This is a genomic window from Lentzea cavernae (assembly GCF_014653695.1).
Lineage (GTDB): Bacteria > Actinomycetota > Actinomycetes > Mycobacteriales > Pseudonocardiaceae > Lentzea > Lentzea cavernae.
In genome coordinates, this window is record NZ_BNAR01000004.1 from 596,266 (window position 1) to 621,573 (window position 25,308).

A 25,308-nucleotide genomic window follows, 5' to 3' on the forward strand; every position below is an offset into this window, starting at 1 on the left:
GAGTATTTCTGAATATCGCCGACCGGGCCTAGCGTCGGAGGCATGACCGACGTCGTGATCTGCGAACCCCTCCGGACGCCGGTCGGCCGGTTCGGCGGGGCACTGTCCTCGCTCAGCGCCGCCGACCTCGCCACGGCCGTGCTCACGGAACTGGTGCGGCGCACCGGCCTCAGCGACGTCGACGACGTCGTGCTCGGGCAGAGCTACGCGAACGGCGAGTCCCCGGCGATCGGCCGGATCGCGGCGCTGGACGCGGGCCTCGGCACGCACGTCCCCGGAGTCCAGGTCGACCGGCGCTGCGGGTCGGGCCTGCAGGCCGTGCTGTACGCGGCCGGGCAGGTCGCGACCGGTGCGGCGAAGGTGGTCGTGGCGGGTGGCGCGGAGTCGATGTCGCAGGTGGAGCACTACGCGCTGGGGTTGCGCAACGGCGTCCGCAGCGGCGGGATCCAGCTCGTCGACCGGCTCGACCGGGCCAGGGAGACCGCCGGTGGGCGGTTCCACCCGGTGCCCGGCGGCATGCTCGAGACCGCCGAGAACCTCCGCCGCGAGTACGGCATCTCCCGCGCCGAGCAGGACGAGCTCGCCGTGCGGTCCCAGCAGCGCTGGGGTGCCGCCGACGAGGCGGGCCTGTTCGCCGGCGAACTCGTGCCGGTGACGGTGCCCGGCCGCCGCGGCAAGCCCGATCTCACCGTCGACCGCGACGAGCACCCCCGCCCCGGCACGACCCTCGACGACCTCGCCAAGCTCAAGCCGGTGCGGCTGAAGCTCGACCCCGAGTCCACGGTGACCGCGGGCAACGCCAGCGGGCAGAACGACGGCGCCGCGCTGTGCGTGGTCACGACCCGTGAAGAAGCCGAGAAGCGCGGGCTGCGGCCGGTGCTCGCGCTCAGGTCCTGGGCCGTCACCGGCGTCGGGCCGGAGGTCATGGGCATCGGACCCGTGTCCGCCTCGGCCGCGGCGCTCGGGCGGGCCGGGCTCACCCTCGACGACATGGACGTGATCGAGCTCAACGAGGCGTTCGCCGCCCAGGTGCTCGCCGTGCTGCGCGAGTGGAAGCTCGACCCCGCCGAGGAACGGCTCAACCCCAACGGTTCCGGCATCTCGCTCGGCCACCCGGTGGGCGCGACCGGCGCGCGGATCCTCACCACGCTCGCACACGAGATGCGCCGCCGCGGCAGCCGTTACGGCCTGGAGACCATGTGCATCGGCGGCGGGCAGGGCCTGGCCGCGGTCTTCGAGGCGGTGCGCTGATGAGCGTGCACCACGTCGTCACCGGCAGGCCGGACGGTCCTGTCGTGGTGCTGGCCGGTTCACTCGGTTCGGCACTGCAGATGTGGGACGCCAACGTTCCCGCGCTCGAGGAGCACTTCCGGGTGGTCCGCTACGACACCCGCGGTCACGGACGCTCCCCGGCCGTCCCCGGACCGAACACCATCGACGCGCTGGCCGACGACCTGGTCGGGTTGCTCGACCGGCTGGGCGTCGCGAAGGCGCACCTCGTGGGCCTGTCGCTCGGCGGTATGACCGCGCTGCGCGTCGCCGCCCGCGATCCCGAGCGCGTCGACCGGCTCGCCGTCCTGTGCACCAGTGCTCACCTCGGACCCGCCTCGAACTGGACGGACCGCGCGGCGCTCGTCCGCGCCGAAGGCACCCGAGCGGTCGCGGAATCCGTGGTGCAGCGCTGGTTCACCCCCGCGTACCAGGACCGCGCACGGTGGGTCGAGATGGTCGCCGCCACCGACGCCGAGGGGTACGCGGCCTGTTGCGAGGCCATCGCCGCGATGGACCAGCGCGCCGACCTGCACCGGATCACCGCACCCACCCTCGCGATCGCGGGCGCCGACGACCCGGCCACCCCGCCACCGCACCTCGACCTCATCGCCACCTCCGTGCGCGACGGCCGGCTCCTCGTCGTGCCCGGCGCCGCCCACCTCGCCAACGCCGAGCAGCCAGAGGCCGTCACGGCCGCGCTCGTCGGCCACCTCACGAAGGAGAGCAGTTCATGAGCCTGGACAAGGTGGTCGGCGGGCCGGCCGAGGCCGTGGCGGGCATCCGCTCCGGCGCGAGCGTCGCGGTCGGCGGCTTCGGGCTGGCGGGCATCCCGTGGTTCCTCATCGAGGCGTTGCTGGAGCAGGGCGCCGACGACCTCACGATCGTGTCCAACAACTGCGGCGTGGACGGCGCCGGTCTCGGGCTTCTGCTCGAACACCGCCGCATCAGCCGCGTCGTCGCGTCCTACGTCGGGGAGAACAAGGAGTTCGCCCGGCAGTACCTCGCCGGCGAGCTGACCGTCGAACTCACTCCACAAGGGACACTCGCCGAACGGCTCCGCGCCGGGGGGTCCGGCGTGGGGGCCTTCTACACCCCCACCGGCGTCGGCACGCTCGTCTCCGAGGGCGGCCTGCCGTGGCGGTACAACGCGGACGGCTCCGTCGCGCTCTCCTCGCCTCCCAAGGAGGTCCGCACCTTCCACGGCAAGGAGATGGTGCTGGAGGAGGCGATCGTGACCGACGTGGCGCTCATCCGCGCCGCTGTTGCCGACCGCGCGGGCAACTGCGTCTTCCACGCCGCCGCCCGCAACTTCAACCCGGCCGCCGCGATGGCCGGCCGGTTCACCGTCGTCGAGGCCGAACGCGTCGTCGAGACCGGCGAGATCGACCCCGACCACGTGCACCTGCCCGGTGTCTTCGTGCAGAACGTCGTCGCGCTCACGCCGGAGCAGGCGTCGCGCAAGAACATCGAGAAGCGCACCACCCGCGCCCGCCAGGAGGCGAACTGACATGGCCTGGACCCGCGACGAGATGGCCGCCCGCGCCGCGCTCGAACTGCGCGACGGCGAGTACGTGAACCTCGGCATCGGCCTGCCCACGCTCATCCCGGACCACCTGCCGGCGGACTCGACCGTGACGCTGCACGCGGAGAACGGCATCCTCGGCGTCGGCCCGTTCCCCTACGACGACGAGGTCGACCCCGACCTGATCAACGCGGGCAAGCAGACCGTCAGCGTGCTGCCGGGAGCGTCGTTCTTCGACTCCCCCACCAGCTTCGCGATGATCCGCGGCGGTCACGTCGACACCGCGGTGCTCGGCGGAATGCAGGTCTCCGCGCACGGCGACCTCGCCAACTGGATGGTGCCCGGCGCGATGGTCAAGGGCATGGGCGGCGCCATGGACCTCGTCAGCGGCGCCCGCCGCGTCATCGTCCTGATGGAGCACGTGTCCCGTGCGGGAGACCCGAAACTGGTGGACACCTGCACCCTGCCGCTGACCGGGCGCGGCGTCGTCTCCCGCGTCATCACCGACCTGGCCGTCCTCGACGTCGAGGACGGCGCCTTCCGCCTGGTCGAACTCGCGCCCGGCAGCTCGGTCGAGGACGTCGTGGCCGGAACCGGGGCGCCGGTGCGCTCCTGAACGGCTATCCGACCGGCGCCAGGACGTCCGCGCCGGGCAGCGTGAAGCGGATGGTGGTGCCAGCGGTGGTCCCGGTGTCGAGCCAGATGCGGCCGCCGTGGTGTTCGACGATCTTGCGGCACATCGACAGCCCGATGCCGGTACCGGCGTAGCGCTCCTTGGCGTGCAGCCGCTGGAAGATGACGAAGATCCGTTCGGCGTACTGCTGGTCGATGCCGATGCCGTTGTCGCGCACCGAGAACTCCCACATGCCGTCGTCACGGGGTTCGGCGTCGATGCGCACGTGCGGGGCGTCCTCGCCGCGGAACTTCACGGCGTTGCCGATGAGGTTCTGGAACACCGCGGTGAGCAGGCGGGCCTCGCCCTGCACGTCCGGCAGCGGGCCCACCTCGACCTGGGCCCCCGTCTCCTCCAGGACCTGGGAGAGGTTGCCGCGCGCCTCCTCGACGAGATCGCCGGCCGCGACGACCACCTGCTCGTCGCGGTGGCGGCCGACCCGGCTGAACGCGAGCAGGTCGTTGATGAGCCGCTGCATGCGCTTCGCGCCGTCCACGGCGAAGTCGATGTACTGGACGCCGCGCTCGTCGAGCTGGTCGCGGTAGCGCCGTTCCAGCAACTGGCAGAAGCTCGCGACCTTGCGCAACGGCTCTTGCAGGTCGTGGGAGGCGACGTAGGCGAACTGCTCCAGCTCCGTGTTGGAGCGGCGCAGGTCCTCCGTGGCGGCGTCCAGGGCCGCGTTGCGCTGCTGCGCCTGGTCCAGCTCGTCGACGATGCGGGTGCGCATCGTGTCGACGTCCTTGCCCAGCACCCGGAGCTCCTGCGGGCCCGTGGCGCTCACCACGTGCGTGAAGTCGCCGGCCGCCACCGTTCCGACGTGCTCGCGCAACCTGCTCAACGGGCGCACGACGTGCACGAGCACGGCGGCAACGCAGCCCAGCACGGCGACCAGCAGCACCGCCAGGGCGACGATGCAGGTGACCGCCATGTTCGTGGCCGCGTCGTTGAGCGCCGCCCGCCCTTCGGCCCGTTGCACCGCGAGCTCCGCCTGCAACGCCGACAGCGCGACGCGGACGGCGTCGAACCGCTGCTTGCCGGCGGCGTCGCCCGGGACCTGGCTCCCCGCGCGGACCGCGGCGATCGCGGGGTCGGCGTACTCGCTGCGCCAGGCCGCGAGCGCCGCGTCCACGGCGGCCACGCCCTCGGCCACCTTCGGGGTGTCGAGGACGACGACGGTCGCGCGTGCCGCGGCCTGGCGGTCCAGTCCGTTCTCGTAGGGCTCGAGGAAGTCGGCGCTGCCGCTGAGCACGTAGCCGCGGACGCCGTTCTCCTGGTCGACCAGGTCGGCCCCGAGCTGCTGCGAGCTGACCACCGCGGGCCCGACCACGTCCAGCAACCGCGACCGCGCCTTCGAGAGGTCGCTGATGGCCAGCAACACGGCCGTGGTCGCCGCGAGCAGCACCACCACCAGTGCCACGGAGATCCACACCGACCACCGTCTCAGCGACGGACCGGCAGAACCCTGATCCGCGTGCACGGCACCTCCCACGGCTACGACGCGAAACCCTTGCGCACTCAACACGTGTTGAGTGCGCAAATCTTAGGGTCGCGCCCGCACCGGCCTCACACAGGCTCGGGTGGCGCGGCGCGCAGGGCCGCCAGCGGGACGTGGTGCTGCCCCGCGTGCACGTCGCGGTCGTGCAGCCCTCCTTGGGAGACGGGCCGCGGGAACGAGATCTTGACGACGTTCAGCGCGGGGATGCGGAAGATCTGGACGTCCTCGGCGCGCACGTCGTACAGCGCGGCGATGACGTCCTCGTTGACGTTCGCCGGTGCCGCGGCCAGTGCGTAGCCCGCCTCGTCGCGCATGAAGAGCTCCATGGTGACCCAGAACGGTCCGGCGTTCTTGGACCGGACCTCCAGCGCGAGGTCGCCGAAGGTCGGCGTGGTCTGGTCAGTCATGGGAACGGGCCTTCCGGTGGTCGATGCGGAACATCTCGGTGGGCGTGCGGGTGTCGACGACGTGGTTGAGCACGAACTCGTAGACCGGCCCGCGCTCGGTCTCCGCGGGGGACGTCGCGAACGCCAGGCTGGGCAGGTAGGCCATGTCGGGCGTCGGCAGGTGCAGCATCAGGGGGTTGGCGACCTTGGCGACGGCGGTCGCGAGCTCCTGGGTCGCCGCGCGGACCAGGAGCATCACGGCGATCTCGCGCGGTGGGCGGGTGGCGGGCTCGAGAGCGCCCAGAACGGCGTCGTAGCCGTAGCGGCGCAGGTCGTAGGAGTACTCGGTGCCGTCGAGGCCGAGGGTCTGGGCGACGCGCTCGGTGAAGACCTTGTCGAACAGGTCGGTCCACGCCTCGATGTTCGCGAGGATGTGCTCGTCGCGGATGGCGGTGAACGACATGGTCTCGTAGCCGGTGATCCTGGCGCCCTCCAGCTTGACCGTGTGCTGGTCGGCGAGGTGGAAACGGGACCCCTCGACGCGGACGCGCCGGTCGTCGAGCGCCGTGTAGGTGGCGTCCTCGACGTCCAGCTCCCCGGCGGGCTCGCGCATCCGGAACGGGTTCACCGTCTCGTAGAGCATGTGCGCCGCGACGGAGATCGGCGTGCAGGCGGCGTCGGGGTCGAGCGGTTCGATGGTGAAACCGGTCTGGTCGATCGTCGCGAGCACACCGCCCGTGCGCGGGTTCGTCGTGCACTGCCCGCCGCATTCGACGATCTTCGCCGCGTGCCACGACGGTCCCGCCGGCATGCCCTTCATCAACGGGAACGCGGCGGCGACGGCGGTGTCGGTCGCGCGGCCCGCGAGCACGACGTCCGCCCCGGCGCGCAGTGCCTCCTCGATGGGTTCGTGGCCCATCATCCCGACGACGTGCGTGCAACTGTCCACAGTGGCCTCGTCGAGCGCACCGGCCGGCGCCAGCGGGTGCACCGCTCCCGCGCGCAGGCGCTCCTTCAGGAAGTCCGCGCGCTGTTCGCTGCGGATCGTGGCGACCGACAGGTCGAGTTCCTCCTCGGACAAGATGTCCTCGACGATGCCGGCGACCCAGTCGACACCGGAGTCGGTGCCGCTGGTGCCGCACGACCCGACGACCAGCGGGATGCCCGCCTTCGCGGCGGCGCGGAGCAGGACGCGCAGGTCCCTGGCGACGGCGGCGGCCGTCGTCTTGGGGGTGCCGGAGCCCAGGTAGTGCGGACCCGAGTCGGTCGAGCCCGCGTCGACGGAGATGACGTCGGCACCGAGCTCGAGCCCGCGATCCACTGTGGACTGCGCGAACCCGGCGCCGAGCATGCCCGTGGGCGACAGGACGCGGACGGCTTTCATGAGCGAGGTCCTTTCGGGGGTGTTCACAGAGAGGTCGCGTGCCGGCGTCCGAGAACGCCGACGCGCACGATCGCGAGGGTGGCCAAAGCGGTGACCAGCGCGATGTCGAGGAGCATGTAGCGCCAGCCGGTGACGTCGACCATGGCGCCGACGACGCCGGGGCCGATGAACCCGCCCGCCGCCCAGCTCACGGTGTAGAGGCCCGTGTAGACGCCGATCACGCGGGCGGACGGCGCCAGGTTCCACAGCACGACCGCGGCGTTGATGAGGAACCCGGACGCGCCGGCGGCGGCGACGCAGAAGGCGACGACGGTGGCGGTGGGAGTCGGCACGAGCGTTCCGCACGCGAGCGCGACGCCGAACACCGTCATGCCGATGGTCATCGTGCGGACGCGTCCGATGCGTTCGGCGAGCAGTGCGGCGGGATAGGCCGCGAGGAGGAACGCGACGCCGCTGGGGAACGTCAGCGAGCCCGCCTGGCCGCGGGTGAGGCCGAGCGCCTCCATGCCGTACGGGGTGAACAGCGAGCGGGAGGAGAACCAGGCCGACGCGAAGAGCAGCACCGCCGTGACGACGAGGAGCCGGCTGCGGTCGCGGTCGCGGAAGATGTCCTTCGCGAGGTCGCGCAGCCGGGTGGCGGGCGCGTCCGCCGAGTCCTCGGTGAGCGAGAGCTGGTACGCCCTCGACGTGTTGTCCCGCACCCGCCAGACGAGGACCGCCGTGCACACCAGCATGAGCGCGGCCGGCACGGTGAACGCGAGCTTCGGGTGGTCGTCCACCAGCAGGGCGCTGACGAGCGCGGACACGATGACGGTGAGCCCGGACGCGATCTTGACCACGGCGTTGGCCCTGCCGCGCCGCTCCGGCTCGATGAAGTCGGGCAGCAACGCCTGGGCGATGGGCTTGAAGCTGTTGCCCACCAACGAGTACACGAAGATCACCGCGATCAGCGACGGCAGCGCGGTCGCGAGCGGGATCAGCGTGAACAGCACCGCGGCGAGCGGCATGCCCACCGCCAGGTAGGGAATCCGGCGGCCCCAGCGCGTGCGGGTGTTGTCGGAGCGGTTGGCGATCCACGGCTGGACGAAGATGCCGAGCAGGTTGTCCATCCCCATGATCAGGCCGACCAGGGCCGTGCTCGTGATGTGCTCGCGCAGCAGCGGTGGCACCTGGGCGTCGTAGAAGTCCCAGGTCGCCTCCTGCGCGAACACGGCGAGCGCCACGAAGAACGTGATCCGCCGGGTGGTCCGCCTGTCCGCCGGCGTGGCGAGAGCTGGCACGAGAGCCTCCGTTGGCTCGGGAACGCGTCGCCACAAACTAGGATGCTATAGCAAAACAGTCAAGCCATAGCTTGCGGGTTTGACGTAGTATCGGCGCTCGTGACAGCCGACGAAGATCCGCGCGCGACACTGGCCGACCGCGCCTACCGCACGGTCGGGGAGGCCATCACCGCCGGTGAGCTGGCGCCCAACGAGAAGATCACCGAACGCGGCCTCGCCGAGCGGCTCTCGATGAGCCCCACCCCGGTCCGCGAGGCCATCCGCCGCCTGGAGCAGGACGGCCTGATCAGGAGGACCGGTCCGCGCACGGTCGTGGTCGCCGACATCGGCACGTCGGCCGTCGAGGACCTGGCCGAGGTCGAGATCGCGCTGCGCGGTCTCATCGCCCGGTTCGCCGCGCGCCACGCGACCCCCGCCCAGCTCGACGCGCTCGACGCCGTGCTCGACGAGGCGGACGACCTGCTGATCGTCATCAAGCAGCGCGACGCCGACGGCCGTCCCGTCGAGAAGCACCTGAACACCTTGCTGGACACCATGCAGCGCTTCAACGACGCCGTGGCGGCCTGCGCGGGCAACGCCGTCCTGGTGAGGCTGCTGGAGCAGACGAGGGTCTTCACCCGAGCCGAACGCCGCACCCGCACCCTCGAACGGGTCCTCGCGAACCACCGCTACGGCCTCGACCGCTACACCACCCACCGCGCCCTCGTCCGCGCCCTGCGCGCGGGCGACTCGGCCACTGCCGAGCGGATCGCCATCGACGACGTCCGCGGAGGTCTCGACGACCTGCGGCACGAACCCGGCCAGGTCACGCGCAGGCGGTGACCGCGGGAGTCCACTTCGGACTCCGATCGTGGACCGGGCAATCCGATCACCGGACGGCTTCGAAGCAGAAGCGTGAACCCGGGAATGACGCGTGCGCTCGATCCGCACCTGCCGACCGGTGCTCACGCACTCGGCGCACTGCCCGAGGACGAGCGGGCCGAGTTCGAAGCGCACCTGAGCGGGTGCCGGGACTGCTCCGCCGAAGTGGCCGGGCTCAGGGAGACCGCCGCCCGGCTCGGATCGGCGGCCGCACAGGCCGCCCCGAGCGCGCTGCGGCCCCAGGTGCTCCAGGCGATCCGCTTCGCGCGGCAGGTGCCGGCGGTCTCCGAGATCGTGACGGTCTTCTCACGGGGTCAGGGTTTCCGACGGGCTGCGGCGCTCTTCTCGGCCGCCTGCGTGGCCGCAGCGGTCGTGGCCGGCACTCACGGCGCGTTGTCGACATCCACCGTCAAACCGGTGGCCGGCCGTCCGCACACCCACGTCGGTGATCTGCTGGCGGCACCGGACCTGCGGCTCGTCACCGCCCGGGACGCGAAGGGCACGGCGGTGACGTCCAGCAGCCGCGACGAGATGCTCGTCCTGGCGGACGGCCTGCGCGCGCTGCCGCGCGACCGGGTCTACCAGCTCTGGCTGGTCGACGGCCACGGGCCGCGGTCCGCGGGAACGGCACGTCCGGCGGGAGAGGTGTTGTCGCTGCTCACGAGCGGGATCGAGGGCGTCGGCGAAGCCCTGCTCACCGTCGAGCCGGCGGGCGGGTCACCGGGCCCGACGAGTTCTCCGGTGCTCACGTTCGTGCTTCACTGAATCGGACGCCAATCCGAATTCCCCGGCACACCGAATCACCGGGCGTGACCGACCACATCCTCGTCATCGGGTACGGCGACGCCGGGCGCCGCGCCGTGAACTCGGTGCTGGCGTCGCAGCCGGACGCGCGCCTGACCGTGCTGGACACCGACTTCCTGGCCGTCGCCGAGGCCGCGGCCAACGGCGCCCGCGCGTTCGTCGGGGACGGGCGGGACAGATGCGCCCTCGACGAAGCGGCGGCCGACCTCGCCGACCGCGTCATCGTCGCCGTTCCGGACGACCTCAACGCATACCTGATCACGAGAGCGGTGCGGCCGTTGAACCCCGACACCGTGTTCGTCGTCGTCATCCGCGAACCGGAGAACCACGCGATCTTCACGTCCGACGGGACGCTGACCGTCCACATGCGACATCTCGACTGGTAGACGCGAAAACTCCGGGAACCGCCTGTGGAGCGCGGTTCCCGGAGTTGCGGTGCTGCTGCCCTGGAGATGTCAGGCGGGCATCAGGACCGAGTCGATGAGGTAGACGGTCGCGTTGGCGGTCTTCACGCCACCGCAGATGACGTTGGCGTCGTTGACCTTGATCGCGTTGCCCGAGCCGGTGACCTTCACGGTGCCGGTCTGCACGGTCTTCTGGTCACCCGCGATCTTGTCGGGCGTGATCTGACCGGGGACGACGTGGTAGGTCAGGATCTTGGTCAGCAGCGCGTCGTCGGTCTTGAGCGTCTCGATGGTGGCGGCGTCGATCTTGGCGAACGCCGAGTCGACCGGCGCGAAGACGGTGAACTCGGCACCGTTGAGCGTCGAGACGAGGTTGACCTTCGGGTTGAGCTTGCCCGACACCGCGCTGACGAGCGTGGTGAGCAGCGGGTTGTTGCTCGCCGCGGTGGCGACCGGGTCGGCGGCCATGCCGCTCACGGAACCGGCACCGGAGGGGACCTGCTTGGCGTAGTCGGCACAGCCGGGGCCGACGAGGTTGGCGGCCGGGTCGGCCATCGCCGCGGACGACGAGGTCGCCGTCGAGGTCGGGGCCGCACTGGACGAGGTGCCGCTGCTGGCCATGTCACCCGAGCCGCACGCCGCGCCGAACAGGGCGAGCGAGGCGGCGCCGAGGGCCAGGACGGTGTTGCGGACGGTCTTGTTCATGACAGGACATCTCCCAAGGGTTTTCGGGCTTGTTGCGGGTGATTCGTCGCAGTTCGCGGGCCGGATTGGTCTGATTTGAAAAATCAGGAGCCGGCCACCGACGTGAAGACCATCGAGTGCCATCCGGTGGCGCCGTCCGGGATCGGTGCGGCGCGGTCGTTGGTCTGGGTGTAGCCCTTGCGGTCCGTGGCACGGCATTCCACGGTGTGGTTGCCTTCCTTCAGGTCCAGCTCGATCCGCCACATGCGCCACGTGTCCACGTTGACCTCGGTGCTCAGCGTCGCGTCCTGCCAGGGCCCGCCGTCGACGCGGACCTCGACGCGGTCGATGCCGACGTGCTGCGCCCAGGCGATGCCCGCGGCGACGAACCGGCCCGCAGGCACCCGTTCGAAGGACTTCGGCCGGTCGACCCGGGACATGGTCTTGACCGGTGCCTTCTTCCCCCACTTGCGCTGCGCCCAATAGGCGTCGAACGCGTCGAACGTCGTGAGTTCCGCGTCCACCAGCCACTTCGTCGCCGAGACGTACCCGTAGAGGCCGGGAACGACCATGCGGACGGGGAATCCGCGCTCGAGCGGCAGCGGTTCACCGTTCATGCCGATGGCCAGCATCGCGTTCGAACCGGGAGCCATGATCGACTCGACCGGGGTGCCGCACGTCCAGCCGTCCACGCTGCGCGTCGCGAGCTGGTCGGCGCCGGGGCGCACACCGGCTTCGCGCAACAGGTCCGGCAGCGAGACGCCGATGAAGTTCGAGGTGGAGATGTACGGGCCGCCGACCTCGTTGGACACGCACACGAGCGTGATGGTCTTCTCCACCAACGGCCGCCGCAGCAGGTCGTCGTAGGTCAGCACCATCTCGTTGTCCACCATGCCGTGCACGCGCAGCCGCCAGTCCTCCGCGCGCAGGCGGGGAATGGTGAGCGCCGTGTCGACGCGGTAGAACTTGTCGTTCGGCGTCAAGAACGTCGGCGTGCCCTCGCGGGAGAAGTCGGCACCGAACGGGATCTCCGGCGCGGTCTCGCGCGGCCGCAGCGTGATGCCGCGCCGGGACGCCTCGACGTCCACCCGGCCGGCGAGGAACTGCCCCGCCACTCCCGACACCGCCGCGCCCGCGGCCACCGCCGCGGTCGTCAGCAGGAACTTCCGCCTCCCCGGAGCCACCGAGGGCGCCAGCGACCACAGCCAGCGGAAGACCACGACCCCGACCACGAGACTCGCCAGCGGGGCGACCACGGACCACCCGCTCGTGGTCGGTCTGGCCAGCACGGCCGCGATGCCGAGCAACCCCAGCAGACCGGCGAGGGCGGTGCCGGGCCACGGGCTGCGGCGCGACACCAGTCCCGCCACCACACCGAGCCCCGCGAGCACGACGGCCATGCCGCCGAGCAGCACCAGCTTGTCGTTCTCGCCGAACGTGCGGATGGCGAAGTCCTTGACCGGGTGCGGTGTCAGGTCGATCGCGGTGTTGCCGACCGCGAGGAACGGCGACGCCAGCGGGCTGACCAGCCCCGCGACGAGGTGCCCCGCCGCCAGCGCCGCGGCCACCGACACCAGGCCGATGAGAACGGATCGTGTTGCCTTCACGCAGGTGGTTCGAAACGATCCCCTGACCGGATTGGCGTTCCTCGTGAATCCGGTGGATCGGGTGACGGCGACCGGGAGCGTTCATGGACGAGGTCAAGGCGGAGTTCGTCGTGCTGGACGAGCGGTTCGCGCGCGTCAACGGCGACGAGTGGATCCAGCGGCTGCACACCGGCTGCCGGTGGACCGAGGGTCCCGCGTACTTCCCCGCCGGCCGCTACCTGCTGTTCAGCGACATCCCGAACGACCGCGTGCTGCGCTGGGACGAGCTCACCGGCGCCGTCGGCGTCTTCCGCGAGCCCGCGGGATTCCACAACGGACACACGATCGACCGCCAGGGCAGACTCGTCAGCTGCGAACAGGGCACCCGGCGCGTGACCCGCACCGAGCACGACGGCTCCACCACCGTGCTCGCCGACACGTACCAGGGCAAGAGGTTCAACAGCCCCAACGACGTCGTCGAGTCCTCGGACGGCGCGATCTGGTTCACCGACCCCAGCTACGGCATCGACAGCGACTACGAGGGACACCGGGCCGAGAGCGAGATCGGCGCGTGCCACGTGTACCGCGTCGACCCCGCCGACGGCTCGGTGACGATCGTCGCTGACGACTTCAACCGCCCCAACGGACTCGCGTTCTCCCTCGACGGGTCACGGCTCCACGTCTCCGACACGGGCCAGGACCCCAGCCACATCAGGGTCTTCCAGGTCTCCGGAGGCACGCTCTCGGGCGGTGAGGTCTTCGCCGTCTCCGACGCCGGAGGGTTCGACGGCATGCGGGTCGACGCCGAAGGACGCCTCTGGGCCGCCGCCCACGACGGCCTGCACTGCTTCGCGCAGGACGGCACGCGCATCGGCAAGCTCCGGATCCCCGAGGTGTGCTCCAACCTGACCTTCGGCGGACCCCGCCGCAACGACCTCTTCATCACCGCGTCGAGCTCGGTGTACACCCTGCGGGTGAACTTCTCGGGGCCGCGCCCCTAGAACTTCGACAGGATCTGGTGGTTCCACCACAGGTCGAGCTTGTCGAGCGTGTCGAGGTCGGTGCTGTTGCTCGGTCGCTTCAGCACGCCGATGGTGAGGTTCTTGGTGTCGGACCACCAGACCTGGGCCGTTCCCTCGCCGATGAAGCACGTGGTGAAGTCGCCGTCCAGCGGACCGGACACGTCGCGGTAGTAGAGCGCGTAGTGGATGGCGTCGACCTTGGGCCGGCACCCGCCCCGGTCGTCCTTGCGCGGAATGCCCCTGCTCGTCACCAGCCCCAGGAAGTACGCGTCCTGCGCGGCCCGGTCCGCGAACAACCGGAACTCCGCCTCGGTCGGCGGCGGCGCGAACTGGTCGGTCGTGTTGGCCGTGGTGCAGCGGACGGCGGCGACCGGGCCGTTGTCGGCCTTGGTGGGCGCGCACGAGTTGGCGGTCCTGTAGACGCCCGGCACGGCGGCCAGCAGCGCGTCCTCCTGCGGCGACCGGGTCGTGGTGACGACCTTGGACTCGGTGGTCGTCGTGGTCGTGGTCGTGGTGCCGGCTGACGTGCTGCCGGACGTGCCGGTCCCGAGGGTCGTCTTCTTGCCGTTGCTGATGATCAGCGCCGTCGCGACGATCCCGACCACCAGCGCCACGGCTCCGCCGATCAGCGCGGCCCGCTTGGCGGGTGACGTGGTGGCTGACCGGGGCGGGTACGGCTGGGGGCGCACGGGCTGGGAGCCGGTGTGGTCGAAGTTGAGCGGCGGGCCGAGCTGGGGTGTCGTCGGCCTGGGGAACTGCGCCTGGCCCTGGTGGCCCGGCTGCGGCCAGCCGGGAGGGCTCGTCAGCGGGTGCGGGCCGCTGGTGGGTGAGGCGTGGCCGCCCGCCGGGGTCGCAGGGGCGCCGTACACGGCTTGGCCGCCGGGAGGCGTCGCAGGACCGCCATGCGGGGCCTGGCCACCCGGCTGCGAAGCAGCACCGTGCGCGGCCTGCCCACCCGCAGCCGTCGGTGAAGCGCCCCGTCCAGCCTGGCCATCCGGCGTCGAAGAGGCACCGAACCCACCCGGTGGCGTCGACGAGCCTCCGGCGAACTGCCCACCCTGCGGGCCAGGAGCACCAGGTCCGGCCTGTCCTCCCCCCGGCATCGCAGACGCACCTGCCTGACCAACCGGCGGTGCCGAAGGGCCTCCAGCAGCCGCCACCCCGCCCGCCGCAACCCCACCCGGCGGGGTCGCGGGACCAACCGGCGCGGTCGGCCCCGCCAGCGGGATCGCCGAAGCCGTCAGCGCGTGGGCCGCCGCCCGCGCGAACGCCCCCGCCGTGGCGTGGCGGTCGGCCGGGTTCTTGGCCATGCCCTGGGCGATCACGTCGTCCAGGGCCGCCGGCACCGCCGGGTTCAGCGGGGACGCCTTGGGCGGCGGCTGGTTCATGTGCGCCCAGATCTGGGCGGCGGTGCCGTCGGCGGTGAACGGGCGGCGGCCCGCCAGGCAGGCGAACAGGACGCAGGCCAGGGCGTAGACGTCGGCGCGGCCGTCGACCGGGCCGCTCTCGAAGCGTTCCGGGGCCATGTAGTCGAGGGTGCCGACTACGGAGCCGGAGGCCGTGAGGCTGGTGGCGGCCGGGGAGGCGCTGCGGGCGATGCCGAAGTCCACCAGGTACACGAAGTCGCCGGCGGCGACGAGGATGTTGGACGGCTTGACGTCGCGGTGCACGAGGCCGTCGGCGTGGGCGGCGTCGAGGGCGCTCGCCACCTGTTCGACGATGCGGACGGCCCGTGCGGGTTCGAGGGTCTGGTCGCGGATCAGGTCCGAGAGGTCGGAGCCTTCGACGAGGCGCATGTCCAGGTAGAGGCGGTCGTCGATCTCGCCGTAGGCGTGGATGGGGATGACGTGGGGTTCGCGCAGCCTGGCGACGATCCTCGCCTCGCGGCGGAAGCGGGCGCGGTAGTCCTCGTCGTCGTGGTAGCCGGGTGACAGCCTCTTGAGCGCCACGATCCGGTCGTGGGTCGTGTCGTAGGCGCGGTGCACCTCGCCCATGCCACCTCGACCGAGCAGGTGCTCGATCCGGTACGGCCCGAACGTCTCTTCCGTCATCGTCCTCGTGTCCCGAGCGCCTTGTCCGTTCGAACCGACGCGCGCCGGCCGCCGCGGGTTCCCCCGAACGCCCGCTTCGACAGCCTACAAATTCGGGAATCCGCCGGTGTGCGGAAGTCGGTGGAAAGTGCGGCGGTGATGATCTGCTCACCCTCCGCGACGAAGTGCCGTCCGGAGTGGACGGTCCCCCACGACTAAGCATCCTTGGTTAAGCTGCGCACCGTGAAGCACCAGCCCGCCGAGGTCGGACTCGCCGTGAAGCGCCTGCAGCACCGCCACCACCGGGCGCTGAGCCAGGCGCTGGCCCCGCTCGGGCTGTCCCTCGTCCAGTGGGACACGCTGCGCCACCTCGACCGGCAGCCGGACGCCTCGTTGCACGACCTCGCGGTGCTCACGTTCCAGACCGACCAGTCGTTCGGGTCGCTGGCGGTGCGGATGGCCGAACGCGGGCTCATCGAACGCGTCCCCGGTCCGGGACGGGCCGTGCGCCACCGCCTCACCGAGGAGGGCGCCCGGTTGCGGGCAGAGGGCCAGGCGCTGGCCGACCAGGTGGTCGAGTCGTCGTTCAGCCTGCTGTCGCCCGCGCAGCTCGACGAGCTGGGCGATCTCCTGGCCATCGCGCTCGGCAGCGACGCCTGACGTCTACTCCCCGACGGCGCGCGACGGCGGCATCGGGAGCCAGTCGAGCTCGGCCGCGAGCACGCCGAGCTGGAACCGCGACTGCACGCCCAGCATCGACTGCAGGCGCGCGATGCGCCGGTTCAGGGTGCGCAGGCTGACGTCCAGCTCGCGGGCGATGGCGCGGTCGGTCGCGCCGGTGCGCATGAGCCGCAGGAGGTCCTGGGTCTCCGTCGTGGGCTCGCTGCCCACGGCCACGTGATCCGCTCTCGGGCGCGGCACCACCGTCAGGAGCGTTCGTCCACTGGAGGGGTGCGCGGCCACCCCCGTTGTTACGCCGGTCACAGCCATGTGACGAAGGTATGTCGGACTATTGGCGACTGTCAATCAAAAGTAGGGCACGTTGCGGTCACAACGACCAGACCTTACGGACGATGATCGCCAATACTCGGAGCGCACACGAAAAGGCCCCCGTGCGAGTGCACGGGGGCCTTCTCGAAAGACACGAACTCAGTGCGAGGACAGCACCTCTCTCGTGGAGGCACCGGCGGCGACCGCGCCGAGCCGCGCGTCCAGGACCTCCGGCGACAACACGTGCCGCACCACCATGGCCGCCGCGCCCAGCGCCCCGGCCGTGACGCCGGCGCCCGACGCGACGATCCGCAGGTTCTCCGTGGCCAGGGGCAGCGAGCGCCGGTAGATCGACTCGCGCACGCCGGCCAGCAGCATCTCCCCCGCCTCCGCCAGCAGCCCGCCGATGACCACGAGCGACGGGTTGAACATGCTCACGCAACCGGCGAGCACCTCCCCAATGTCCCTGCCCGCCTGGCGCACGACCCGGCCGGCCTCGAGGTTGCCGGCGCGGACGAGGTTCACGACGTCGGCCGTCGACGAGGCGGGATGCCCCAGGTCCCGCAGTTTCGCGGCGAGCGCGGGACCGGCCGCGACCGCCTCCAGGCATTCGGTGTTGCCGCAGCGGCACAGCACGTCGGCGCCGTGGGGCACCCGGATGTGCCCGAGGTCCCCCGCCGCGCCCGCCGCGCCGCGGTGCAGCACGCCGTTGCTGATCAGACCGGCGCCGATGCCGGTGGCCGCCTTCACCACGATCATGTGGCGCACGTCCGGGTGCGAGGCGGTGTGCTCGCCCAGCGCCATCAGGTTGACCTCGTTGTCGACGAGCACCGGCACGCCGAACTCCGCCTCGATCGCCGCCGGCACGTCGAACCCGTCCCAGCCCGGCATGATCGGCGGGTTGTTCGGCCGGCCCGTGGAGTGCTCGACCGGGCCGGGCAGGCCGATGCCCACGCCCGCGACCTCCGCGCTGTCGACCGAGACCAGCATCGAGCGCCAGGTCGCGGCGAGCAGCGGCAGGATGACCTCCGGCCCGTCCGCCACGTCGAGGTCGACCTGTTCGACGGCGAGCAGCCGGCACGCCAGGTCCGAGATCGCGACGGTGGCGTGGGTGGCGCCCACCTCGGCGGCCAGCACGAGGTGGGCGGTGGGGTTGAACCCGAACCGGCCGGCGGGACGCCCGCCGGTCGACTCCCCAATGCCGCTGTCGCTCACCAGCCCGGCGGCCACGAGCAGGTCGAGCCTGGCGCGCACCGTGGAGCGGGCGAGGCCGGTCGCGGCCACGATCTCCGCTCGGGTGCGCGGGCTGCCGTCCATCAACATGCGCAGCACAGCGGCCGGCGATCCCGCCTCGACACCCAAGGTGCTCTCCATCGAACAATTGTCACATCGGAACGAAAAGGCAGTGCGCGGCGGCGTCAGCCGCCCGAGCTGAACGCGGCGTCGAACGAGGCCGACGGCGGGTCGAAGGCGTTGCGGCGGATGAACTCCAACGCCTCGGGCGCGCCCGTCAGCCGGTCCATCCCCGCGTCCTCCCACTCGACGCTGATCGGTCCTGTGTAGCCGATCGTGTTGAGCATTCGGAACGACTGCTCCCACGGCACGTCACCGCGTCCGGTGGAGACGAAGTCCCAGCCGCGCCGAGGGTCTCCCCACGCCAGGTGCGAGCCCATCCGGCCGTTGCGGCCGTTGCCGACCTGACGGCGGGCGTCCTTGCAGTCGACGTGGTAGATCCGGTCGCGGAAGTCCCACAGGAACCCGACCGGGTCGAGGTCCTGCCACACGAAGTGCGACGGGTCCCAGTTCAGGCCGAACGCCGGCCGGTGCCCGACCGCCTCCAGCGCGCGCACGGTCGTCCAGTAGTCGTAGGCGATCTCCGACGGGTGGACCTCGTGCGCGAACCGGACGCCGACCTCGTCGAACACGTCCAGGATCGGGTTCCAGCGGTCCGCGAAGTCCTGGTAGCCGGCGTCGATCATCGACTGGGGCGCCGGTGGGAACATCGCGACGGTCTTCCAGATCGACGAGCCGGTGAAGCCCACGACGGTGTCGACGCCGAGCTTCGCCGCGGCCCGCGCGGTCATCTTCATCTCCTCGGCCGCACGCTGCCGCACGCCCTCGGGGTCGCCGTCGCCCCAGTTGCGGGCGGACAGGATGCCCTGGTGCCGCTCGTCGATCGGGTCGTCGCAGACGGCCTGACCGGTGAGGTGGTTGGAGATCGTCCACACCTTCAGGTCGTGCTTGGCGAGGATCGCGAGCCGGTCCGCGACGTAGTCGTCGTCCTCCGCCGCGCGCCACGGGTCGAGGTGGTCGCCCCAGCAGGCGATCTCGAGGCCGTCGTAGCCCCAGCCCGAGGCCAGCCGGCAGACCTCCTCGAACGGCAGGTCTGCCCACTGCCCGGTGAACAACGTGATCGGACGTGCCATCTTCCGGTCTCCTCCTCGAACCTGCCCAGACCTCGCGAACCTGCCCAGGTCTCTCGAACTGCTCAGACCTGCTGCCACGTGCGGGACGCGGCGCTGTCCTCGACGGCGGCGAGGACGCGCTGCACCTGCAGCCCGTCGGCGAACGTCGGCGCGGGGTCGACGCCCGCCGCGATCGCCCGCACGAGGTCGACCGCCTGGTGGGTGAACGCGTGCTCGTAACCCAGCCCGTGCCCGGCGGGCCACCACGCGCCCACGTACGGGTGCTGCGGCTCGGTGACGAGGATCCGGCGGAACCCTGAGACCGCCGGATCCTCGGTGCCGTCGAAGAACTCCAGCACGTTCATGTCCTCGAAGTCGAACGCCAGGCTGCCCGCCGAACCGTTGACCTCGATGCGCAGCGCGTTCTTGCGGCCGTTGGCGAACCGCGTGGCCTCGAACGAGCCCAGCGCGCCGCTGCCGAAGCGCGCCAGGAACAGCGCGGCGTCGTCCACGGTGACCGGCCCGGTCTCCTCGGACGCCGTGCCGGACAGTCCGGAGTGGCTGGTCGCCAGCGGACGCTCCGGCACGAACGTCACCAGCGTCCCCATCACCTCGCTGATGGTGTCGCCGAGGATGAACTGGGCGGCGTCCACGATGTGCGCGCCGATGTCGCCCAGCGCACCGGAACCGGCCTTGTCCTTGTCGAGCCGCCAGGACAGCGGCGCGGCCGGGTCGACGATCCAGTCCTGCAGGTACTGCGCCCGCACGTGGTGGATCCGCCCGAGCCTGCCCTGCGCGACCAGGTCGCGGGCCAGGCCCAGTGCGGGCACCCTCCGGTAGCTGAAGCCCACCATCGCGCGCACACCGCGCTGTGCGGCGCGTGCGGCGGCTTCGGCCATGGCGACCGCTTCGTCGACGGTGTTGGCCATCGGCTTCTCGCACAGCACGTGCTTGCCCGCGTCCAGCGCGGCGATCGCGATCTCGGCGTGGGTGTCACCCGGTGTGCAGATGTCCACCACGTGCACGTCGTCGCGGTCCAGCACGGACTTCCAGTCGGTCACCGCCTCCGCCCAGCCGAGGCGTTCGGCGGCCGCCCTGGTCCGGTCGGGGTCCCGGCCGGCCAGCACGGACATCACCGGGCGCGCCGGCAGGTCGAAGAAGCGCGGCGCCACCCGCCACGCCTGGGAGTGCGCGGCTCCCATGAAGGCGTGGCCGATCATCGCGACGCCGAGCTCAGGTGTCGTACCGGAAGTCGTCACTGTGCGGTCCTCTCAGGTTCTCAGGACTCGAAGGCGGTCGGCAGGTAGCGGTCGACGTTGTCCTTCGTGACGACCGGGGCGTAGAGCTGCACCTGACGGGGGACCTCCACCTCGACCAGGTCGCCGAGGGCCTTGCCCTGCACCGCGAGCCGCGCGAGCCGGATGCCGTCCGCGCCCTGGGTGGACGGGTAGATGACGGTCGCCTTGTGCGGGCCGTTGTCCGCCTTGATCTCGCGCATCACGTTGGCCGAACCCGCGCCGCCGACCATGAAGAACTCGCTGCGGCCGGAGTTCTTGACGGCGGCGGTGACGCCGACGCCCTGGTCGTCGTCGTGGTTCCAGAGGGCGTCGATCTTGGGTGCGGCCTGCAGCAGGTTCGCGGCGGCGCGCTCACCGCTCTCCACCGTGAACTCGGCGGCGACGCGGTTGTTGACCTTCAGCCCGCAGCCGGCGAGCGCCTCGGCGAAGCCCTTGCTGCGGTCCTGGGTCAGCGGCAGCGAGTCGATGCCCGCGATCTCCGCGACCACCGAGCCCGGCTTGTCCTTGAGCCGCTCGCAGACGTACGTGCCGGCGGACACGCCCATGCCGTAGTTGTCGCCCAGCACCGTGGACCGCGCGGCGAACGGGCTGTCGAACTGGCGGTCGACGTTGATCACGGTGATGCCGGCCTTCATCGCCTTGAGCGCCACCGGGGTGAGCGCGGCGCCGTCGAACGGCAGCAGGACGATCGCGTCGACCTTGTCGTTGATGAACGTCTCGACCTGGCTGATCTGGAGGTTGGGGTCGTTGGTGCCCTCGACGACGCGCAGCTCGACGTCGGAGTACTTGCCGGCCTCCTTCTTGGCGGCGTCGGTGATCGCGGCCATCCAGCCGTGGTCGGCGGCCGGGGCGGAGAAGCCGATGACGACCTTCTTGCCCGGCTCGTCGTTGGCGACCTTCACCCCGCCGCCCTGGTTGCCGCCGCCCTGCGGCTCGGGCGTGTTGCCCGTGCAGGCGGTGAGCGCGAGTGCCGAAGCGGCGACCAGCAAGGTCATTCTCTTGAACTGCATGGGTTCTGTTCTCCTCGGGTGGCAGCGGTCGAGAGGTGCGGCGTCAAGCGCCACTGCGTCGTGCCAGGCGCTGCTGGAGGAGAACCGCGACCACGATGATCGCGCCCTTCGCGACGGCCTGGGCGGAGATGGAGAGGTTGTTGAGGGTGAAGACGTTCGACAGCGTGGTGAAGATCAGGACGCCGAAGACGGTGCCCGCGATCGTGCCGCGCCCACCGGAGAGCAGGGTCCCGCCGATCACGACCGCGGCGATCGCGTCGAGCTCGTACAGGCCACCGTGGGTGGCGCTTCCGGTGGTGGTGCGGGCGATGAGCATCACGGCGGCGAGCCCGCAGCACAGGCCGAGCAGCGAGTAGAGCATCACGGTGTGGCGCCGCACGTCGATGCCGGCCAGCCGCGCCGCCTCGGGGTTGCCGCCGACCGCGAACGTGCGGCGGCCGAACGTGGTGCGGTTGAGCAGCACCCAGCCCCCGGCGGCGACCAGCGCGAAGATCACCACGAGCACCGGTACCCCCAGCACCGATGCGTCGAAGAACGCGGTGAAGCCGGGCACGTTCACGATCTGCGTCTTGCGGTTGGAGAGGATCTCGGCGAGACCGCGGGCGGCGGCGAGGCTCGCCAGGGTCGCGATGAACGCCACGACCCGTCCGTAGGCGATGAGCGCGCCGTTGACCAGTCCGCACGCACCGCCCACCAGCAGTGCGGTGAACACGATGACGATCCAGTGCGTGTCGTTCGCGATCCCTTGTGTGGCAAGGGTGGTGGCCCACACCGAGGACAGCGCGACGATCGCGCCGACCGACAGGTCGATCCCGCCGCCGGTGATCACGAACGTCATGCCGACGCTCACGACGCCGATCACGGCCGCGAGCCTCAGGATGGTCAGGAGGTTGTCGACGTCGGCGAACCGGTCGCCGGCCGTGACCACACCTCCTATGCACAGCAGGACCAGTGCGACCACGAGTCCGGTGTTGCGCCCTGCCGGGGAGGAGAGCAGCGCCGAGACGCCGGACTCCTTCGCGGGTGGGACCTTCTGAACCTGCTGCGCGGGCACGGCGGCGGTGTCCTCGCTCATGCGGCGTGTCCTTCCATGACCAGGTCGAGGACCCGGGACTCGTCGATCTCGTCGGCCGGGCCGTCGTGGACGACCTGGCCCTCGCGCACCACCAGGACCCGGTCGGCCAGGCCCAGGACCTCCTCGACGTCGCTCGAGACGACGACGACGGCGACACCGGAGTCCGCGAGCGCGCGGATGAGCTCGTAGATCTCGCTGCGCGCGCCCACGTCGACGCCTCGGGTGGGTTCGTCCAGCAGCAGCACCCGGCACTCCCGCAGCAGCCACCGCGCGAGCACGACCTTCTGCTGGTTGCCGCCGGACAGCCCGCGCACGACGCGGTCGACGCCCGCCGGGCGGACGTCGAGCGACTCGGTGAGGCTCGTCGCGCGGGCGCGTTCGGCGCGGTCGTCCAGGAACCCGAACTTCGCGAACGACGACATCGACGAGACGGTGATGTTGCGGTAGACGGCCTGGTCGAGCAGCAGCCCCTGGCTCTTGCGCTCCTCCGGGCACAACCCCATCCCGGCGCGCACGGCGGCGCCCACGCTCCCCCGGCGCAGCTTCCTGCCGTCGACCTCGACCGTGCCCTGGGCCGCCTTGCGCGCGCCGTAGACGGTTTCGAGGATCTCCGACCGGCCCGACCCGACGAGTCCCGCGAGCCCGACGATCTCACCGGCGTGCACCGTGAGGTCCACGTTCTCGAAGCGGTCACCGTCGGCGAGTCCGCGCACGGTGAGCACCTCGGGCGCGGCCGGGTCGACCGGCCTGCGCTGCGGGAAGACGTTGTCGATGGCGCGCCCGGTCATCAGCGCGATCAGGTCCGAGGTCTTCACCTCGCGGGCGGGCAGTCCCGTCGCGACGGTGCGGCCGTCCTTGAGGACGGTCACCCGGTCGCCGATCTCCCTGATCTCCGCGAGCCGGTGCGAGATGTAGATCACCGCCACCCCCTGGGCGGTGAGCTCCCTGATGATCCCGAACAGGACCCGCACCTCGTCCGGGTCCAGCACGGCCGACGGCTCGTCCATGATCAGCAGCTGCCCGTCCAGCGACAGCGCCCGCGCCATGCTGACGATCTGCTGGTGCGCCACGGACAACCGGCCGACGTCGCGGTCGGGCGAGATCTCCGGGTGCCCCAGCCTCTGCAGCAGAGCGCGTGTCCTGCGCCGCGCGTCCGCTCGCCGCGTGAAGCCCGCTGTGGACAGTTCGTGGCCCAGGAACACGTTGTCGGCCACCGACAGGCCCGACACGAGGTCGAGCTCCTGGTAGATGGCGGCCACCCCGCTGCGCATCGCGGCGGTCGGGTTGCCGAACGACACGACCTCGCCGCGCCAGCGGATCTCGCCCTCGTCGGGCCGGTGCGCGCCGGCCAGCACCTTGATCAAGGTCGACTTGCCGGCGCCGTTCTGCCCGAGCAGGCAGTGCACCTCGCCCGCGCGGACCTCGAAGTCCACACCGCCCAGGGCCGTCACGCCGGGAAAGCGCTTGATCACGCCCCGGACCGACAGCAGTGCCGCGTCCGTGCTCACCATTGAGTCCTCCGAGGCCCGGCAACCGTTGTGCCGGAAGGAAATCCTGTCCTGAGGACTGCAAAGCTAATGAGCCGGATTTGTCCTTACAAGATGGTCGGGGTGGCACATATCGGCCATCTTCGGCCTTGACCGGAGGGCTCTCGTCGGCATCAGCGCCGGCGGTGCTCCACGACCAGACCGGCACCGCACAGCAGCACCAGGAAGCCGAACACGATCCCCACGGCGGTGAGGCCGGCGAGGGACGCGGCCGCGTTGCAGAGCGCGGTCACGACCAGCGCGGTCCACAGCAGGGGGCGGCGGTGTCGTGCCTGGGAGTTCGTCGCGATCTCGTTGTTCGTCATGGTGAGAACGCTAGTGACGACGTGGCTCTCGGAGGATCCCCTGAGCTGCCCGGTCGTGGGTGGAGCAGGCTCCACCCACGGCGGCACGTCAGGCGGGCGGCGCCAGCACGACCACGGAGTTGTGGCCGCCCATGCCGAGCGAGGACTTGATCGTGAGACCGTCGCGCAGAGGGGTGGGGCCGTCGAGCAGCCGCGGGTGCCCCGACGCGACCACCGGTGGCGCGGGGATGATCCCGCTGTCGTACGCCATCGCGGTCACCGCGACCTCGATCGCCGAGGCCGCGCCCTGGCAGTGCCCCGTCATCGGCTTCACGGAGTAGACCCCGGTGTCCGGTCCGAAGAGCTGTTCGAGCACCGCGGCCTCGGCCGTGTCGCACTGGGCCGTGCCCGGACCGTGCGCGTTGAGGTAGCGGACGTCGGCCGCGCTCACCGCGGCGTTGTCCAGGGCGTCGGTGAAGCAGGCGGTGATCTGGTCGAGCCCCGGGTCGATCGACGTCACGTGGTAGGCGTCGTGCGACATCGCGCCGCCGAGGGTGCGGGCGTAGGGGTTCTTGGCGTCGCGCGACAGGACGAACGCCACCGAGGCCTCGCCCATCACGAACCCCCGGCTGCCCTCCTGGAACGGCCGGCAGGCGTCGAGCGGCTCCGCGTCCACGATCGCCACGCCGAGCCGCACGAAGTGGGAGACGTTCTCGGGGGTGAGGGACAGATCCGTCGCCACGAACACGACGTCGTCGACGATTCCGGCGTCCAGCCAGGCCTTGGCCGTGATCAGTCCGGCGTTGCCCGACGCGCACATCGCCGAGACGTTCATCGCGGGCCCGTGGAAACCGTATTCCTGCATGAACGTCGACATCGGCGTGGACGGCATCAACGCCAGGTAGTCGTGCACCGGCAACCGGCCACCGCGCGTGACGTAGAAGTCGCGCCACAGGTCGACCTCGCCGAGCACGACCGCGTGCAGCAGGCCCACCCGGCGGCCGGGGGTCCACCCGCGTCTGCCCGCGTCCTCGACGGCCTCCCTGGCCGCCGAGCGCATCGCCTGGGCGAACCGGCTCGGCCCGTCCGCCGGATCACCGCCCTCGCCCACGCACGCGGCCCAGACGGTGTCACCCGGGAACCGGCCGAGCTCGGGGACGATCGACGCCGCGGGCTTGCCGCTGAGCAGACCCTCCCAGAGCGACGCACGGTTCCACCCGTAGGCGCTGACCACGCCAATTCCGCAGATACCTACACCTAGAGCGACCACATCCAGCTCCCCTCACCCCGAGGGTC

25 protein-coding genes are annotated in these 25,308 nt (G+C 71.3%); 9 read left to right on the forward strand and 16 right to left on the reverse strand.

The window, feature by feature from the left end; all coding sequences use genetic code 11:
• Positions 1–42 precede the first annotated feature (42 nt).
• The 4 genes from IE307_RS16675 to IE307_RS16690 are packed head-to-tail and all read left to right on the forward strand — an operon-like array spanning position 43 to position 3,410.
• Entirely contained in the window at positions 43–1,251 is a 1,209-nt protein-coding gene (locus IE307_RS16675) for an acetyl-CoA C-acetyltransferase (RefSeq protein ID WP_191298846.1), read from the forward strand.
• Entirely contained in the window at positions 1,251–2,006 is a 756-nt protein-coding gene (pcaD, locus tag IE307_RS16680) for a 3-oxoadipate enol-lactonase (RefSeq protein ID WP_191298847.1), read from the forward strand. The genes IE307_RS16675 and pcaD overlap by 1 nt, the downstream gene beginning before the upstream one ends.
• Positions 2,003–2,779, forward strand: coding sequence for a CoA transferase subunit A (locus tag IE307_RS16685; RefSeq protein WP_191298848.1), 777 nt, complete (start codon positions 2,003–2,005; stop codon positions 2,777–2,779). The genes pcaD and IE307_RS16685 overlap by 4 nt, the downstream gene beginning before the upstream one ends.
• A gap of 1 nt (position 2,780) precedes the next feature.
• Complete coding sequence (locus IE307_RS16690) at positions 2,781–3,410, forward strand: CoA transferase subunit B (protein ID WP_191298849.1); 630 nt, start codon at positions 2,781–2,783, stop codon at positions 3,408–3,410.
• Positions 3,411–3,414: 4 nt separating this feature from the next.
• On the opposite strand, the gene IE307_RS16695 is transcribed toward IE307_RS16690, so the two are convergent.
• From IE307_RS16695 to IE307_RS16710, 4 genes are all read right to left on the reverse strand, one after another.
• Positions 3,415–4,896 (reverse strand): CHASE3 domain-containing sensor histidine kinase, encoded by a 1,482-nt coding sequence (locus IE307_RS16695; RefSeq protein WP_229904768.1) that lies wholly within the window; start codon positions 4,894–4,896, stop codon positions 3,415–3,417.
• Positions 4,897–5,030: 134 nt separating this feature from the next.
• Positions 5,031–5,369, reverse strand: a complete 339-nt coding sequence (locus tag IE307_RS16700; protein ID WP_191298850.1) for a DUF4387 domain-containing protein — start codon at positions 5,367–5,369, stop codon at positions 5,031–5,033.
• Complete coding sequence (locus IE307_RS16705; protein ID WP_191298851.1) at positions 5,362–6,732, reverse strand: acyclic terpene utilization AtuA family protein; 1,371 nt, start codon at positions 6,730–6,732, stop codon at positions 5,362–5,364. The genes IE307_RS16700 and IE307_RS16705 overlap by 8 nt, the downstream gene beginning before the upstream one ends.
• A 23-nt stretch (positions 6,733–6,755) precedes the next feature.
• A complete protein-coding gene (locus IE307_RS16710; protein ID WP_191298852.1) occupies positions 6,756–8,012 on the reverse strand; it encodes an MFS transporter in 1,257 nt (418 codons plus the stop codon).
• A 99-nt stretch (positions 8,013–8,111) separates the two neighbouring features.
• Here IE307_RS16710 and IE307_RS16715 point away from each other — a divergent pair, with 99 nt between their 5' ends.
• From IE307_RS16715 to IE307_RS16725, 3 genes are all read left to right on the forward strand, one after another.
• Positions 8,112–8,834 (forward strand): GntR family transcriptional regulator, encoded by a 723-nt coding sequence (locus IE307_RS16715; protein WP_191298853.1) that lies wholly within the window; start codon positions 8,112–8,114, stop codon positions 8,832–8,834.
• Positions 8,835–8,918: 84 nt separating this feature from the next.
• Entirely contained in the window at positions 8,919–9,638 is a 720-nt protein-coding gene (locus tag IE307_RS16720; protein ID WP_191298854.1) for an anti-sigma factor, read from the forward strand.
• Positions 9,639–9,682: 44 nt separating this feature from the next.
• Positions 9,683–10,063: an NAD-binding protein gene (locus tag IE307_RS16725; protein WP_191298855.1), complete on the forward strand. Its 381-nt coding sequence runs from the start codon at positions 9,683–9,685 to the stop codon at positions 10,061–10,063.
• A gap of 69 nt (positions 10,064–10,132) precedes the next feature.
• On the opposite strand, the gene IE307_RS16730 is transcribed toward IE307_RS16725, so the two are convergent.
• Together IE307_RS16730 and IE307_RS16735 are read right to left on the reverse strand one after the other, a co-directional pair.
• Complete coding sequence (locus IE307_RS16730) at positions 10,133–10,786, reverse strand: fasciclin domain-containing protein (RefSeq protein ID WP_191298856.1); 654 nt, start codon at positions 10,784–10,786, stop codon at positions 10,133–10,135.
• An 83-nt stretch (positions 10,787–10,869) separates the two neighbouring features.
• Positions 10,870–12,372, reverse strand: a complete 1,503-nt coding sequence (locus IE307_RS16735; RefSeq protein ID WP_191298857.1) for a molybdopterin-dependent oxidoreductase — start codon at positions 12,370–12,372, stop codon at positions 10,870–10,872.
• A gap of 83 nt (positions 12,373–12,455) precedes the next feature.
• Between IE307_RS16735 and IE307_RS16740 the strand changes: the two genes are divergently transcribed.
• Positions 12,456–13,352, forward strand: coding sequence for an SMP-30/gluconolactonase/LRE family protein (locus tag IE307_RS16740; RefSeq protein ID WP_191298858.1), 897 nt, complete (start codon positions 12,456–12,458; stop codon positions 13,350–13,352).
• Here the strand turns inward: IE307_RS16740 and IE307_RS16745 are convergent.
• The gene (locus tag IE307_RS16745; RefSeq protein ID WP_191298859.1) at positions 13,349–15,424 is read right to left on the reverse strand and encodes a serine/threonine-protein kinase; all 2,076 of its coding nucleotides are present in this window, start codon (positions 15,422–15,424) and stop codon (positions 13,349–13,351) included. The two genes, IE307_RS16740 and IE307_RS16745, sit on opposite strands and share 4 nt — an antisense overlap.
• Positions 15,425–15,646: 222 nt before the next feature.
• Between IE307_RS16745 and IE307_RS16750 the strand changes: the two genes are divergently transcribed.
• Positions 15,647–16,063: a MarR family winged helix-turn-helix transcriptional regulator gene (locus IE307_RS16750; protein ID WP_191298860.1), complete on the forward strand. Its 417-nt coding sequence runs from the start codon at positions 15,647–15,649 to the stop codon at positions 16,061–16,063.
• Between the two features lie 3 nt (positions 16,064–16,066).
• Here IE307_RS16750 and IE307_RS16755 read toward each other — a convergent pair whose 3' ends face one another.
• The 9 genes from IE307_RS16755 to IE307_RS16795 all read right to left on the reverse strand — a co-directional run bounded on the left by IE307_RS16755 (position 16,067) and on the right by IE307_RS16795 (position 25,282).
• The gene (locus IE307_RS16755) at positions 16,067–16,393 is read right to left on the reverse strand and encodes a LuxR C-terminal-related transcriptional regulator (protein WP_191298861.1); all 327 of its coding nucleotides are present in this window, start codon (positions 16,391–16,393) and stop codon (positions 16,067–16,069) included.
• A gap of 159 nt (positions 16,394–16,552) precedes the next feature.
• Positions 16,553–17,767, reverse strand: a complete 1,215-nt coding sequence (locus tag IE307_RS16760) for an ROK family transcriptional regulator (RefSeq protein ID WP_191298862.1) — start codon at positions 17,765–17,767, stop codon at positions 16,553–16,555.
• Between the two features lie 44 nt (positions 17,768–17,811).
• Positions 17,812–18,819, reverse strand: a complete 1,008-nt coding sequence (locus tag IE307_RS16765; protein ID WP_191298863.1) for a sugar phosphate isomerase/epimerase family protein — start codon at positions 18,817–18,819, stop codon at positions 17,812–17,814.
• 62 nt (positions 18,820–18,881) lie between these two features.
• Complete coding sequence (locus IE307_RS16770; RefSeq protein ID WP_191299006.1) at positions 18,882–20,018, reverse strand: Gfo/Idh/MocA family protein; 1,137 nt, start codon at positions 20,016–20,018, stop codon at positions 18,882–18,884.
• A gap of 59 nt (positions 20,019–20,077) precedes the next feature.
• The gene (locus tag IE307_RS16775; RefSeq protein WP_191298864.1) at positions 20,078–21,106 is read right to left on the reverse strand and encodes a substrate-binding domain-containing protein; all 1,029 of its coding nucleotides are present in this window, start codon (positions 21,104–21,106) and stop codon (positions 20,078–20,080) included.
• A 43-nt stretch (positions 21,107–21,149) separates the two neighbouring features.
• The gene (locus IE307_RS16780; RefSeq protein ID WP_191298865.1) at positions 21,150–22,181 is read right to left on the reverse strand and encodes an ABC transporter permease; all 1,032 of its coding nucleotides are present in this window, start codon (positions 22,179–22,181) and stop codon (positions 21,150–21,152) included.
• On the reverse strand, positions 22,178–23,689 hold the full coding sequence (locus IE307_RS16785; protein WP_373306016.1) for a sugar ABC transporter ATP-binding protein: 1,512 nt from the start codon (positions 23,687–23,689) through the stop codon (positions 22,178–22,180). Before IE307_RS16785 ends, IE307_RS16780 begins: the two co-directional genes overlap by 4 nt.
• Before the next feature lie 152 nt (positions 23,690–23,841).
• Entirely contained in the window at positions 23,842–24,033 is a 192-nt protein-coding gene (locus tag IE307_RS16790; protein WP_191298867.1) for a hypothetical protein, read from the reverse strand.
• 88 nt (positions 24,034–24,121) lie between these two features.
• Positions 24,122–25,282 carry a beta-ketoacyl synthase N-terminal-like domain-containing protein gene (locus tag IE307_RS16795; RefSeq protein ID WP_191298868.1) on the reverse strand — a complete coding sequence of 387 codons (1,161 nt, stop codon included), beginning with the start codon at positions 25,280–25,282 and terminating at the stop codon, positions 24,122–24,124.
• Between the last annotated feature and the right edge of the window lie 26 nt (positions 25,283–25,308).

Bases quoted from the DNA above. Each gene is read 5' to 3' on its own strand.
- IE307_RS16790 (WP_191298867.1), bottom strand. From the start codon at position 24,033: ATGACGAACAACGAGATCGCGACGAACTCCCAGGCACGACACCGCCGC.
- IE307_RS16765 (WP_191298863.1), bottom strand. From the start codon at position 18,819: ATGGCACGTCCGATCACGTTGTTCACCGGGCAGTGGGCAGACCTGCCG.
- IE307_RS16685 (WP_191298848.1), top strand. From the start codon at position 2,003: ATGAGCCTGGACAAGGTGGTCGGCGGGCCGGCCGAGGCCGTGGCGGGC.
- IE307_RS16730 (WP_191298856.1), bottom strand. From the start codon at position 10,786: ATGAACAAGACCGTCCGCAACACCGTCCTGGCCCTCGGCGCCGCCTCG.
- IE307_RS16745 (WP_191298859.1), bottom strand. From the start codon at position 15,424: ATGACGGAAGAGACGTTCGGGCCGTACCGGATCGAGCACCTGCTCGGT.
- IE307_RS16700 (WP_191298850.1), bottom strand. From the start codon at position 5,369: ATGACTGACCAGACCACGCCGACCTTCGGCGACCTCGCGCTGGAGGTC.
- IE307_RS16780 (WP_191298865.1), bottom strand. From the start codon at position 22,181: ATGAGCGAGGACACCGCCGCCGTGCCCGCGCAGCAGGTTCAGAAGGTC.
- IE307_RS16720 (WP_191298854.1), top strand. From the start codon at position 8,919: ATGACGCGTGCGCTCGATCCGCACCTGCCGACCGGTGCTCACGCACTC.
- IE307_RS16675 (WP_191298846.1), top strand. From the start codon at position 43: ATGACCGACGTCGTGATCTGCGAACCCCTCCGGACGCCGGTCGGCCGG.
- IE307_RS16775 (WP_191298864.1), bottom strand. From the start codon at position 21,106: ATGCAGTTCAAGAGAATGACCTTGCTGGTCGCCGCTTCGGCACTCGCG.
- IE307_RS16770 (WP_191299006.1), bottom strand. From the start codon at position 20,018: ATGATCGGCCACGCCTTCATGGGAGCCGCGCACTCCCAGGCGTGGCGG.
- IE307_RS16755 (WP_191298861.1), bottom strand. From the start codon at position 16,393: ATGGCTGTGACCGGCGTAACAACGGGGGTGGCCGCGCACCCCTCCAGT.
- IE307_RS16740 (WP_191298858.1), top strand. From the start codon at position 12,456: ATGGACGAGGTCAAGGCGGAGTTCGTCGTGCTGGACGAGCGGTTCGCG.
- IE307_RS16705 (WP_191298851.1), bottom strand. From the start codon at position 6,732: ATGAAAGCCGTCCGCGTCCTGTCGCCCACGGGCATGCTCGGCGCCGGG.
- pcaD (WP_191298847.1), top strand. From the start codon at position 1,251: ATGAGCGTGCACCACGTCGTCACCGGCAGGCCGGACGGTCCTGTCGTG.
- IE307_RS16760 (WP_191298862.1), bottom strand. From the start codon at position 17,767: ATGGAGAGCACCTTGGGTGTCGAGGCGGGATCGCCGGCCGCTGTGCTG.
- IE307_RS16690 (WP_191298849.1), top strand. From the start codon at position 2,781: ATGGCCTGGACCCGCGACGAGATGGCCGCCCGCGCCGCGCTCGAACTG.